Source organism: Herpetosiphonaceae bacterium, assembly GCA_036374795.1.
Taxonomy (GTDB): domain Bacteria; phylum Chloroflexota; class Chloroflexia; order Chloroflexales; family Kallotenuaceae; genus LB3-1.
The window spans coordinates 1-13,447 of the sequence record DASUTC010000270.1; the positions used below are offsets into that span (position 1 = coordinate 1).

The following is a 13,447-nucleotide window of genomic DNA, read 5'->3' on the forward strand; positions in this document are numbered from 1 at the left end:
AGATCGGCACGTCGTTCGACTACAACCGCGCGGCGCTGCTGGCATCGGTCGGGCAGACGGCGCGGCAGGTCGTCAGCACCTACGATCGCGAGGCCGAGGCCAATGAGCTGGCGCAGAGCGTGCAGAGCGCCATGACCGCCACCGCCGTCGTCGAGGTGGGCGCGGTTGGATTAGGCGGCATTCTGCTGGCCGTTCTGCATGGCGCGCTGCTGGATGCTACCGGCATTCTGGCCTCGCTGGCAATCGCCGGGATGGGCCTGTACATCATTCCCAACAAGCGGCGGCAGGCCAAGCGCGACTTTCACCAGAAGGTCAGCGACCTGCGCGACCAGCTTGCGCGCTCCGTCACGCGGCAGGTCAACAGCGAGCTAGAGGCGTCGGCGGCGCGGATTCGTGAGGCGATCGGGCCGTACACCCGCTTTGTGCGGGCACAGCGCGATCAGCTCAGCGGCCTGAGCGAGGAGCTGGCCGCGATCGACGGCGTGCTTGGGCGTCTGCGCGGCGAGATCAACAGCGTGTAGCGCGGGGCAAGAACTAAAGAACAAACGGAGAATCAAGACGCCCGGAGGGCGCCCTGAACCGAGAACCGAGAACCAACTGCTTCCCTCTCGTATGGCCGCGAAGGCGGAGGCCCGCGTGATCGTGGGGCAGGGCGGGTATCCTCTGGGCGTGGTGAGGGCCACAACCCAAAACGTTGAACTCGAAACCCGGCCCCTGCCCCGGACCGCTGATTCCTGAACTCAGAGCTCAAAACTTTCAACGCTACACCAGGGCTGGTGCGTACTTTACGAAGTGTGCCCGGTCATGTTAACCTTGCATCACAGAATCGAACACAGCAGGTTTCGAGCAGCACCGAGAGTAAGCATCGTTCTCAAGGAGCGGCCAGCATGACCGGTGGGTTTCAACCAAGCGGCATTGTGACACTGACAACCGACTTCGGGCTGGAAGATACGTATGTCGGGATCATGAAGGGCGTGATCTTGAGCATCACCCGCCAGACACAGATCATCGACTACACGCACGGCATCAGGCCGGGCAACATCGTCGAGGGCGCGTATCTGCTCAGCACGGGCTACCGCTACTTTCCGCGCGGCACGGTGCATGTCGCGGTTGTCGATCCCGGCGTTGGCAGCAGCCGCCGCGCGATTGCTTTTCAAACACCGGATGTCGCCTTCGTCGGTCCCGACAACGGGTTGTTCGGGCTGGTGATCGAGGACCTGTACCGCGAGTGGGGCGGCGACGTGCGGATCATCGAGCTGACCGAGGCGCGCTTCTGGCTGCCGCATATCAGCGCCACGTTTCATGGCCGCGATATTTTCGCTCCGGTAGCCGCGCATATCGTCGCGGGCGTGCCGCTGGCCGCGCTTGGCAGGCCGATCGATGGGCTGACGCCCGCGCAGTTGATGACGCCGCAGCCGTACGCCAGACAGATCCTCCAGGGGCATATCATCCACGTCGATCGCTTCGGCAACTGCATCACCAACGTGACGCAGAGCCACCTGCGCGATCACGGCATCGGCGGGCGGATTGTCGTCGAGATCATCGATCAGCAGCTTGCGGGCCTCTTCCGCACCTACTCGGACGGTCCAACGGGCGTACCGATGTGCTTAATCGGCAGCAGCGGGCATGTCGAAATTTCCGTGCGCAACGGTAACGCGGCGCGGTTGCTCGGCGTTGATATAGGCGACCGCTTTCGTATCCGTGGCATTGACGATAGCAGAATGTAGGTATCATGATCGATCCGCATGCTCCACCCCTTCGAGTCGTGCTGGTCGTCGATAGTGAGCCGACGATCGCAGCCGTGGCGATTCCGCTGACCGAGGCCGGTCATGCGGTTGCTATGGTGCAAACCGCGCGCGAGGTATTCAAGCTGATCGAAGCGCAGCCGTGGGATGCCGTCGTCATCGATCTGTCGCCGATCGAGAGCGCGCTCGATCTGGCCCGGCGGATCCACCAGCGCCACTCCAACCTCTCGATTATTTTACTCAGCGAGCCGCCGCCGCCCCAAGTCATCGACACCGGCCTCAGCCTGGGCGTGTACGACTGGCTCTTCAAGCCGGGCGCGCTGTCGCTGGTGATGGCCGCGCTCCACCGCGCCCGCGAGCGGCGGATGTTCCAGCAGAGCGCCGCGCAGCCTGGCGAGGCCAGCGATCGGGGCGGAGCGAGACACGAGATCAACAACCAGCTCGCGGGCATCATCGGGCTGGTCCAGCTTCACCTCGTCGATGAAACGCTGCCCGCCGAATTGCGGCAAGATCTGACCCTGGTGCTGAAGCATGCGCAGCAGCTACGCGATCTGCTGCGCGCAAAACGCTCGAAGTAGCGCGTGGTCTATCAGGCCCGCGTACGCGATCGGCGGGCAGGACATGGTACTATACCCGCGCTATGCGACGACCGACACATTCACAGCTACTCTATCCTGACCTGAATGCGGAGCAGCGCCAGGCGGTAATCTCGCCGATCGGGCCGGTGCTGGTGCGCGCCGGAGCAGGCAGCGGCAAAACCCGCGTTCTGACGCTACGCATCCACTATCTGATCACCGCGCATCAGATCGCGCCGTCGTCGATCCTCGCCGTCACCTTCACCAACAAAGCCGCGACTGAGCTGCGCGGACGGCTGCGCGAGCTGCTGAAAGAGCGCAGCCGTGGCCTCACCACAGGCACATTCCACAGCGTCGGCCTGCGCATCCTGCGCGAGTCGCTGGCCGGACGGCTCAAAGGCTACACCAAAGATTTCTCGATCTACGGCGAAGAGGAGCAGCGCCAGCTCGCCCAGTCGGCGCTTGAGTCGTGGCGGGGCAGGCCGCCGCTCATGCTGGAGCCGGAGCAGGTGCTCAGACGGATCTCGCGGCTCAAAAGTCGGCTGCTCACGCCGCAGCTTGCGCTGCGCATGGCTGGCGGCGACCAGCAGGCGGCGTACGTGGCGGGGCTGTACGACAGCTACCAGCGCAGCCTGCGCAAGCACAACGCGATCGACTTCGACGACTGTATTTTGCTGCCCTACCGCCTGCTCAGCGACGATCCCGATCTGCTGGCCGAGCATCAGGCGCGCTGGCAGCATGTGCTGGTGGACGAGTACCAGGACACCGATCGGGCGCAGCATGGCCTCGTCACGCTGCTGACGATGACGCAGCCGCGCTCGCTGTTTGTCGTGGGCGACGCGCAGCAGAGCATCTACGGCTTCCGCAACGCGGATCATACGATCATCAGCCAGTTCGGCAAGGACTTTCCCCAAGCGCATGTGGTCGAGCTGATCACCAACTATCGCTCGCGGCAGCAGGTGCTCGACGCGGCCCATGCGGTGATCCGCCACGCCGAGGCAATCCGTGTGCTGCCGCTCCGCGCCGCGCAGGGGCCGGGCGTGCCGGGCAGCGTGATCAAAATCCATGAGCTGAAAGACAGCCGCGAAGAATCGGAGTGGGTCGCGCGGCGGATCGGCGAGCTGATCGGCAGCGGTCGACGGCCCCGCGAGATCGCCGTGCTGTTTCGGACGCGGCATATGAGCCGTGGCCTGGAGCAGGCGCTACGTCACGCGCGCATTCCCTACAGCGTGCGCGGCACCAGCGGCTTCTACGATCGGCGTGTCGTGCGCGATCTGCTGGCCTACCTGCGCGCCATCGCCAACCCGGCGGATAGTCTCTCGCTGGCGCGGATCATCAACCTGCCCGCGCGTGGCCTGGGCGGCGTGACGATCGAGCAGTTCACCACCAACGCGGCGGAGCACGGCCTCGCGCCCGGTATGGCCCTGTTCGACGGACGCTGCTACGCCAATCTCAAGCCCAACGCGGCAACAGCACTGCGCACATTCGCGCAGATGCTCGGCGGCTGGCGGCAGAAGGCGGAGCGCAGCTACCCGCCCGCGCATCTGATCGCCGATGTGCTGGCGCAGAGCGGCTACGACCATTGGATCAAAACCAGCCTGCCCGAAGCCGATCGGCCCGATGCGCTGAGCCATGTGCAGGAGCTACAAACTGCCGCCGAAGAGCACGACTCGCTCTCGTCGTTCTTGCAGGAGATCGCACTGATGACGGCGGTCGACGACAAAGAGGACGAGCGCGACGCGGTCCAACTGCTGACGGTCCATGCCGCCAAGGGCCTGGAGTGGCCGATCGTGTTTATCGCGGGGCTGGAAGAAGGCACGCTGCCGCATGAGCGCGCCTTTGCCGAGAGCGGCGGCATCGAGGAGGAGCGGCGGCTCTGTTATGTCGCCCTGACTCGCGCCCGTGAGCAGGTCTGGCTCTCGTGGGCCGGTGGTCGGCAGCGCGGCCAGATGCTCAAACGCTCGCGCTTTCTGGACGAGATCATCGCCTACGGGCAGGAGCGGGCGAGAGAGAAACGATAGAACCAAGGAGCCAAGAACCAAGAACCGGGATCATCAGGCCGGGGGTGTAGGGGACGCAAGAACAAAAGAACAAAAGAACAAGAGAACAAAGGCTTAAAACGTTTGTTCCCTTGTTCCCTTGTTCCCTTAGAGTGCCTCCGTATCGACTCCCGCACGCAGGCCGCGCACAAACGCCTCGACATCCTGCGCCTGCTCGACCACGTTCAGCAGCGCCGAGCCGACGACCACGCCATCGGCAACCTGCGCCACCTGCCGCGCGTGCTCAGGCCGCGAGATACCAAAGCCCACCGCCAGCGGCGTCTGCGTCTGGGCGCGCACCCGCGCCAGAAACGCTGGCAGCTCGGCGGGTAGCTCTGCGCGCGCGCCGGTTATGCCGGTCAGCGACACACAGTAGATAAAGCCCGATGCCTGCTCGGCGACATGCGCGATCCGCTCCTGGGTCGAGGTGGGCGCGAGAAACAGGATCAGATCGAGATCATGGGCGCGACAGGCCGCGTGCAGCTCGGCGGACTCTTCGGGCGGCAGGTCGGGGATGATCAGCCCGTCGACACCCGCCGCCTGAGCTTCGACGCAGAAGCGCTCCAGGCCGTACTGCAACAGCGGGTTGAGATAGCCCATCAGCAGCAGCGGCACCTGAACGCCGCGCTCGCGCAGCAGCCGCACCGTTTCGAGGCAGTAGGCGACGTTGACACGGTTCTTGAGCGCCCGCTCCGTGGCCCGCTGCACAGTAGCGCCGTCGGCCAGCGGATCGGAGAAGGGCACGCCCAGCTCGACCATATCGGCACCTGCGGCGATCAGGCGCGGCACCAGATTAAGCGCCGACTCGCGCTCAGGAAAGCCGACCGTCAGATACAAAATCAGCGCACGTCGCCGCGCCGCCGCCAACGCTTCCCAGCTTGAACGTATTCGTGACATAGCTTGCTCGATCCTGAGCGCCGTGGGCACCTGCCAGAGCGGAATCTGGAACTGGCGCGCGGCGATAATGTCCATATCAGGTCGGTTGATCGACGAAGAATCCTTCGCGCACGTCCGGCAGATGCTTGACAATCACAACAATGCTGACCAGCAGCACCGCGACCGTCAGCGCCTCGGCGCGCGTCCACCACCAGACCAGCGGCGTCGTGCTGGCGACCGCGATCATCGACGGCCAAGTTTCATCCTTGCGCAGCAGCAGCAGCGCGACGAAGAAGATCGCGATTATGATCAGCGCCAGCCGCCAATCGATCAGCAGCAGCACCGCCATGCCGGAGGCCAGGCCCTTGCCGCCCGACCGTCGCAGCCACAGCTTCCAGCCGCTGCCACGCTCGCGCCGCGATGCAAAGATCAGAAACGGCGAGAAGCAATGCCCGGCCACCGTCGCCGCGCCGCACAGCGCCGCCGCCTCCGGGCCGAGCACGCGCAGGCCAAGATACATCGCCAGAGCAGCCTTCGCGCCATCCAGCAGCGCCACCAGCACACCAGCCACCGGCCCCACCGAGCGAAAGGTATTCATCGCCCCGGCATTACCGCTGCCGGAGCGCTGGATGTTAACGCCGCGTATCCCCCTGGCAACGACCACCGCAAACGGCACGGCGCCGATCAAAAAACTAACGATCAGGAGCAGAAGCAGTGTCGGACTGAGCATGGTAGTTTCTCCATCCTGCGCGGATTGTAGCGAACAGGTATCGAGCCGTCAATGATCGCTGGCACGCACAGACGGCGGCTGGGAGCATCCCAGCCGCCGTCGCCAAGGCAAGGCTCCTGCGCCATTGCAGGAGCCGCCGCGTACGCATCGCTGCTTATTGCCCCATGTCGTGGAGCACGGCGCGGAGCGCGTTGATCTGCCCATGACCATAGAAGCCGTTGTAGCCCTCGCCGCCCTGGCACTCGGCCAGGAACGCGCCCGTGCCACCGGGATCGAACGGGTTCTGCGGACAGGCGATCGGATCGGCGGTCTGGTTGATGATCCCCGCAACCTGACCGGGCCGCAGCGTGCCATTCTGCGCATTCTGCGCATCGCCAAAGCGGCTGACGACGAGCGCTCCCAGACCCGTGGCGTGCGGCACGGCCATCGACGTACCCTGGAGATACGCATAGGTGCCGCACGGGCTGACCGAGCAATCGCGCAGCATCAGCGGCGATGCCGGGTTGTAGCGGCTGGCCGGATAGGTCGAAAGTATGCGACCGTTCGGCGCTTCCGGCGTTACCTGGAAGCGGCGGTCGCCGCCTGGAGCCGTCACCTGGATCACACCCACGCCATAATCGGAGTAGTACGCCTTCTGGCCGAGATTACCCACCGCCGTCACCGTGATCACGCCGGGCAGCTCGGTCGGAATGCGCAGACAGGCATTCGTGATCTCGCGCGAGAGCGGCGTGCCATCCGACGGGCTGGTTTCATCGACCGTGGGATGCGCCATGTCGTGGTTATCGTTGCCTGCGGAGGCGAAGATCGTCACGCCGCGCGACTGAGCGAAGCGGATCGCGCGCTGCTCGGCCTTCCAGATCGCGCGCTGCGTGGCCTCGTTGCGGCAGTTGTAGAGATACGGATCGGCGAAGTAGCTGTTGTTCACCACGTCAAAGCCCTGCTGCCCGACCCACATAAACGCGCAGACAACCATGTGCGGGAAGAAGTAGCCCTCGTCGTTGCTGGTCTTGACGGCGGCGATGCGCACGTTTGGCGCAACGCCCACAATCCCGACGCCGTTGGCTGCCGCAGCGATCGTACCGGCGGTGTGCGTGCCGTGTCCCTGGCGATCGTCCCATGCATTGGGGTCCTGGTTGGGAGCGCCGCTCTCGCAGGATACGCTCTTGGAGAAATCAATGTTGGGCGCGAGATCGGGGTGGCGATAGTCGAGGCCGGTATCCAGATCGCCGGCCAGCACCGCGCGGCTGCCGCCGGTAATAGCATGAGCCTCAGGTGTCTTGATCTGGCGCATATCCCACTGCAAGCCGGAGAGATTATCGCCGTCGGCGGCGGGCACGTTGGGCAGATCGCCTGCCGGACCACCCTCGACAGTATCCTCCTGCAGGCGCATGCCAAAGCCGGTTGTCGCCGCCGCATTCTCGATGCGGCTGTCAGCCAGCAGATGGCTGCGGAACGCGGCGTTGTCGGATCGGGCAATGACCACGCCGATCTCGCCGTAGCTATGAACCAGCTCGCCGCCCGCCCTAGCGATGATCGCCGCCGCATCGGTGGGAACTGCCTCCGCCTTGTACAGCACGATATAGGTTTGCATCGTCCCGGCAGCCTGAGCCGGTCCGACGCTGAAGGTGGTCGAAAAAACGCTGGCAAGAACGAGGCCGAGTACTGCTGCGAACCTCAAGACCTGACGCATGGGAAGCCTCCGTTGTACGAGGTGCCGGGCGCACACCGGATGTACGCCGCGCTTCAAAAACAACACCCCCTATCGCCGTTGATAGGGGGTGTCGCTGACTACTGGTTGGCCTACTCAGTGACGCTCAGCACGCGCACTTCATTCGAGCCGATCGTAATGCCTTCCGAGCGGACGAGGACGTTGCCGAGCAGGATGCGGCCCGCAGCCGGAGCTGCTTTCGCCGTCACCACCGCCGGAGCGCTCCAGGTTGCGCCTGCCGGGCGGAGCGCGCTGGCATCCGTCACGGCAATGGTCCCAAACTTAGCGTTAGCGAACACGTCCAGGTAATCGTAGGCCGTGCTGCCAGCCGGAACCGCGTAGCCATCGATACGGATGGTGTAGGTACCCGACGGGTTGGCAATCGTCACCGCCTCCTCGGAGTCGCCGTCCGACGACTGGCCGAGCACCACGCCATTCTTGAGGACGTACAGGTCGAGGTCAGCGTTCGCGTCGGACGGATTGCCGATGCGCGCGGTCAGCGAGGTCGAGCCTGCATCGACCGATACCTGATACTCCTGGCGTCCACCGTTGGCGATCGTCGGGCGGGCAATCTGGGCACTGCCCAGGCTCGATCCTGCGGCGTTGCCGGTGAAGGCGCCAAACAGGTTGGTGAAGGTGTAGCTGCGGCTGACGCCTACGTTGACCTGCGCGCTCTCGATCACATCCGGGTTCGGCGAGACTGTCGCGCCCAGGATCGAGGCCGTCAGGGTGAAGGGCACCTCAGCGGCATCCGACGTACGGCGCGCATCGACCGTGACTTCCCACACACCCGCCTGCGGATTGGATGTCGTGCGGCTCGTCGCAATGCATCCAGCGGCAGCGGCAGGGATGTAGCACGCCGTGCTCGCGTTCGAGTCGATGCCGACGCCGTACGGGTGCCAGCGCAGGAAGCGCGCCTGGCCGGTGCCAGCAGCACCCGATGGGCCAGAGAAGTCCACCTTGAAGGCAGGAGTGCCAGCCGGGATGCGGAAGAAGTAGCGCAGCGACTGATTGCGACCAACCGTGCCGGTCTTGGTGATGGTGTAGTTATTGTCGGCGCTGAAGCCCTCAGCCGCGATCACCACGTTCATCGTCTGGTAGTCGATACCGGTGGTCGAGGGATCATCCAGGTTCAGGATCGCGGCGTGCGAGCCTGCCGAGGCCGGATTGATCGTCACGAGCAGCTTGGCCGCTTTGTTCAGCGGCAGCGCGATCGAGCCAGCCGAGCTGAAGGTGCCGTCGTTGCCGAGCCAGCTCAGGTTGTAGGTGACGGGAGCCGAGCTACCCTTGGTGCGGGTAAAGGTGTACTCGCGGGTGTAGCTCTGCCCAATCGTCACGCCCTCGCGGTCGTAGATGCCCTGGCCGTAGCCCGGCGTGCGCAGGAAGCCGCTCAGCAGGGTGTTGACCGGCACCGACGAGGTGATCGCGGCGGTCTTGATGTTGGTCTTGAGCAGATCCCAGGCCGCGCTGACGTTCACTAGACCATTGCCCTGATCGAAGACCTGGAACCGGCTGGTGTCGAGCAAGCGAGCCGACGAGGTGAGCGCCTGGCGGAGCTGCGCGGGCTGCGCCTGCACACCTGCCTGCTTGGCCGCGCTGACCAGCAGCGCTGCCGCGCCTGCCGCCTGAGGTGCTGCCATCGACGTGCCGTTGAACATGGCATAGCCTGGAGGCAGAATGAAGGTGCCTGCAACCGGGCCGCCAAGCTGCCAGGTGGGAACCGTCGAGACGGCAGAGCCGGGCGCGACGATGTTGGGCTTGAAGCCGCCATCCTCACGCGGGCCGCGCGACGTGAAGTAGTGCAGGTTATCGTCGTAGGCCGAGTCGGAGCCGTAGTTGCGCTGCCATGTCGCCTTCGAGATGTACGAGCCGACGCTGAGCACGTTGCTGGCAACCGACGGATCGCCGATGGTGTTGATACCAGGGCCGCTGTTGCCCGCCGAGATGAACATCTGGACGTTGTACTGCTCGATCAGGCGGTTGTAGAGCGTGTTGCGCGCGCTGTTGCCGTCGTTGAGCGCGGGCAGGCCGCCGATCGACATGTTAATCACATCGACGTTGCCCTGCTTGGCAACCCAGGTCATGCCCTCGATCAGCGCGTGCGCCGTACAGCCGGAGATGAACAGACAGACACGCACCGAAACCAGCTTCGCACCAGGAGCCGCGCCGCTCATCTCGCCGCCGAACATGCCGTTGGCCGCGACGATACCGGCGACGTGCGAGCCGTGCGCGCCCGAAACGATACCGATGTTGACGACCTTATTCTTGCCGTCGGTCTGGACCACGAACGGCATCGCCTCGCGCACTGCGGTCGCCGGATTATCCGTGCCGAAGGTGCCGATGTCGTTGCGCACGCGGTAGTCGGTCATCGCCTGGTCATCGGCAAAGCTGTTGTTCTGGTTGGTGTCAACATAGACATTGTTGCTGGCGGTATCCCACAGCACGGCGAAGATACCGCTGCTGCCGGTAGGATTGCCATCGCGGTTGACATCGCTGCCGACCTCGCCGCCGAGACGTGGATCGCGCTCGTTGAAGCGGCCGATGCGGTAGGAGGCATTGGCCGGTGCGGTGTAGGTCACGCCCTGATAGCTGAACGTGCTGCCGCTGACCTGATCCTGCATATTGACCCAGGTCGCATCGTTGTCGGTGAAGGGATCGGTGTACGTGACCCAATCGACAACCTTGCGCTCGCCGGTGGTGGTGGTGCGCAGCGCAGGATGATCGAGGTCGATACCCGTATCAACGATGCCGACCGTCACGCCACGACCGTCCCAGTTGGGATTGGCGGTCATAAACTGCGCCGCGCCGATGTCGCCAATAGGCATGTAGGCGTTGATGCGGGGGGTGCTCGCGCCCGGAGCAGGCTGCGGCGTCACGGGAACAGCGCCCTCAGGCCGGGGATCGTCAAGCTGAATGACTTCGTCGAGGTCAGCCGCTTCCACGCCGTTCAACTGCGCGGCGGCCTGAGCCTGGGCGATAGGAACGTCGGCGCGAATATAGCTGATGTCGTCATCGCGGAAGCGCACGACGCCGCCAAGACCGGCCAGGCCGCTCACAACCGTCTTGTTCGCGCCCGGCTGCGAGGCGATCAGCAGCGTGACCGTCGTCTTGCCTTGCGCCTGAGCTTCTTGAAGCAGCTCGCGGTTATGCATCGAAAACTGCGGCTTCTGTGATTGCTGAGCAGGGGCAGCGCCAGCAGGAAGGACCAGTGACAGCGCAAGAGCGCATGCGGAGATTGAACCAAACAACCGCTTAAAGGGGGTAGACATGAAGGCTCCTCCTCAGGATAGCCAACTGAGAACCGAGATGGAATCCGATACCGAATAAGCCGATAGTGATGAGAGGTAAGACGATGACGGACTGATACGACAAGGCACGGAAACAACACCATTGATCAGTCGATCAAAGCGAGCGATCGAACGTAATCAAGCAGTACTGTTACTTATCAAATCAGTCGTAAGTTGTGTGTAAGGAAATTGACGATCCGGTCATGGGTTGTAGCGGTACTAAAGTACCCGCGCTTGGATGACCAAATTATACCGAATGTCCGGCAAATGTCAAATAGGATGCATACTCGACATTAACCAGTATAAATGTCTACTTCTTTTTAGAAAGAAGTATCTTCTCGCATCCCAAGGAGTACTCCTGCTCGACGTGACGCGGCTGAACACGCCACGTCGAGCTTCAAGCTGCCGCCAGCCGCCGAGCTATGGCGTTGGGTCGGCATACGTGCCGCCAAAAATATCGCTATTGCCGAAGGTGGCAGGGCAGACGACCAGCGGCGCGGGTGCCGGGAGCGGGCTGCTGGTCAGGCGCGACTGGCGATACTCGTTGATCGCCGCGCAGACCGCGGCCTCGCGCACATCGTTCCAGACCGCAGTGGCGTCGTCGCGCGTCGCAACCACGTAGTTGTAGTCGCCCAGGAACTCAGAGGTCAGGCCGTTCGCGCTCGATCCGCGCGCATCGCCGATAGCACCCCGATGGAGCGTCGACCAGCCCGTCAGGCTGCTGCTGGCGTGACGGACTACGCCCTGCATACGGCGCGGATCGCTGGTGTTGGTGCGCCACGGATCGAGGAAGGCCATATAGACCAGATAGACATCCTGGCCGTCAGGCGAGATCGCGACGGCGGGGAAGTCTGGCCGATCGCTCGGCACCGCGCCATTCACCGGGTTGGACCAGCTCTCGCCGCGATCGTCGGAGTACTGGATCAGCGCCTCTTCATGGTTGAGGCCGTTGCGGGCATCCGGCCACGCCAGCACGATCCGATCGGTCGCGTCCGCGCCGGTCGGCGCGCCGTTGGCAATATCGACGCTGGGGAAGGATATCGTACGCGCGCCAGCGATACCGTCGAAGGTAAAGCGGCCCTGCGCCGGATCGAACGCGCCAACATCGACGACGCGGGCTACAACCTGCGGACGCTCGAAGCGCTGGCCGCCGTCGAACGAGCGCGCCATGTACTGCACGCCGTCGCGCGTCTGGATCTCGGTGCCGATCCAGAAGACATAGACCACGCCCTCGCTGTCGGTGCGGATCGCGCAGCCCTGCCGTCCGCCGGTCTGGTTGGTGTTGGTCGCCGCCGAAAGCTGACGGGTATGCCAGGAATCGCCGCCGTCGGACGAGCGCGCGAAGAGCACCGGCTCTGGAGCGCCGCCCCGCCCGCTGCTGCGGAAGCCGACGTTGCAGACGTAGACGTTGCCGAAGTATGGGCTGGACGCGGCGTTATCGGCCCAGATCTGCTCCTTGTCGGAGAAGAGCGCCGCGTTTTGCTTCGTGACAATCACCGGATACATCCAGGCGTTCTTATTGCCCGCCGCCGCCGCCGCCGGATTATCGGTGCGCGAAACGGTGATCGCCTCGAAGCCCTTGAACGCGAATTCCTCGCGCTCGGCGCTAAAGTTGCTGGCAAGACTCGCGTAGTACAGCCGCGCGCCGTTGCTCCACGAGAACGAGCCGTCCGGGCCGGGGCGCGGCCCGAATGCCAGCGCGGGATCGCCATCGGATGCCAGGCCGCTCTCGTAGAACCAGGGCAGCGTGCCGATCGGCCCAACCATGGGCGTGCCCGTGCGCGCCGACCAGCCAGTGTAGGTCGGCTGGACCCAGGTCATGCCGCCATCCAGCGAGAAGTAAATTCCCGAAACACCGACGCCGTCGGTAAAGGGGCAGCTACTGCCATTGCAGGGAGCCAGATCGATATTGTCGTTAGCGCCTGCCGCCAGGATCATCGGATTAGCGGCGTTAACCGCAACCGCCGGCTCGTTTTGCTTGTTGCGTGGGAAGGGCGTTGAGGGGCTGCCTACTGAAACCTCGGTGTCGCCTGCGGCAAACGCGGGCAGCGCCAGCGCCAGCAGCAGCAGCACCGCGATCGAACGCTTCAGGGCTGCGTGTGAGCGGTACATAGGCTGTCCTTTCTCACTAAAAAACCATACACCCTCGACGTAAAACCCGTGAGCGATGCGGCGGAAGATCTCGCACGCTCACGTGATCGGCAGCGCTCGCGAGGCATCACCTCCTTGAGGAACTGGCCGCGCTGGGGCATAGATCGGGAACACCGCTTCCGCTGTCGTAGGCACATGCGGCGCGTCAGAGCATCATGCGATTAAACGGAATAGATGCCGATGAGCCGCCAACAGGAGATACGCCGTCTATAACTCCGAGCCTTCAGCGGAGCGGTACCGCATCTTTTAGGCGTGGTTGGAGCAGCACCGCTCCGTATTCAATCAGATTGATATGGGGTGGCATGTCTGGCGACCAGGGGGCATCGTAGGGCGGGA

The 13,447-nt window shown here is 64.1% G+C and carries 9 protein-coding genes; 4 read left to right on the plus strand and 5 right to left on the minus strand.

Features of this window, described 5'->3' with window-relative positions; genetic code table 11:
* From VFZ66_20725 to VFZ66_20740, 4 genes are all read left to right on the plus strand, one after another.
* Nucleotides 1–521, plus strand: a 521-nt coding sequence (locus VFZ66_20725; protein ID HEX6291621.1) for a hypothetical protein, incomplete at its 5' end; no start/stop codon positions are given.
* A gap of 366 nt (nucleotides 522–887) precedes the next feature.
* Complete coding sequence (locus VFZ66_20730) at nucleotides 888–1,727, plus strand: SAM-dependent chlorinase/fluorinase (GenBank protein ID HEX6291622.1); 840 nt, start codon at nucleotides 888–890, stop codon at nucleotides 1,725–1,727.
* Between the two features lie 5 nt (nucleotides 1,728–1,732).
* Complete coding sequence (locus tag VFZ66_20735) at nucleotides 1,733–2,323, plus strand: response regulator (GenBank protein ID HEX6291623.1); 591 nt, start codon at nucleotides 1,733–1,735, stop codon at nucleotides 2,321–2,323.
* A 62-nt stretch (nucleotides 2,324–2,385) separates the two neighbouring features.
* Nucleotides 2,386–4,341: a UvrD-helicase domain-containing protein gene (locus tag VFZ66_20740; protein ID HEX6291624.1), complete on the plus strand. Its 1,956-nt coding sequence runs from the start codon at nucleotides 2,386–2,388 to the stop codon at nucleotides 4,339–4,341.
* A gap of 126 nt (nucleotides 4,342–4,467) precedes the next feature.
* Here the strand turns inward: VFZ66_20740 and trpA are convergent, their stop codons facing one another.
* The 5 genes from trpA to VFZ66_20765 form a co-directional block, all read right to left on the minus strand.
* Nucleotides 4,468–5,256, minus strand: a complete 789-nt coding sequence (gene trpA, locus VFZ66_20745; protein ID HEX6291625.1) for a tryptophan synthase subunit alpha — start codon at nucleotides 5,254–5,256, stop codon at nucleotides 4,468–4,470.
* Nucleotides 5,257–5,332: 76 nt separating this feature from the next.
* The gene (locus VFZ66_20750; protein ID HEX6291626.1) at nucleotides 5,333–5,965 is read right to left on the minus strand and encodes a glycerol-3-phosphate acyltransferase; all 633 of its coding nucleotides are present in this window, start codon (nucleotides 5,963–5,965) and stop codon (nucleotides 5,333–5,335) included.
* A 154-nt stretch (nucleotides 5,966–6,119) separates the two neighbouring features.
* Nucleotides 6,120–7,655 carry a S8 family serine peptidase gene (locus VFZ66_20755; GenBank protein HEX6291627.1) on the minus strand — a complete coding sequence of 512 codons (1,536 nt, stop codon included), beginning with the start codon at nucleotides 7,653–7,655 and terminating at the stop codon, nucleotides 6,120–6,122.
* Between the two features lie 110 nt (nucleotides 7,656–7,765).
* Complete coding sequence (locus VFZ66_20760) at nucleotides 7,766–10,825, minus strand: S8 family serine peptidase (GenBank protein ID HEX6291628.1); 3,060 nt, start codon at nucleotides 10,823–10,825, stop codon at nucleotides 7,766–7,768.
* 555 nt (nucleotides 10,826–11,380) lie between these two features.
* A complete protein-coding gene (locus VFZ66_20765; protein HEX6291629.1) occupies nucleotides 11,381–13,072 on the minus strand; it encodes a sialidase family protein in 1,692 nt (563 codons plus the stop codon).
* Between the last annotated feature and the right edge of the window lie 375 nt (nucleotides 13,073–13,447).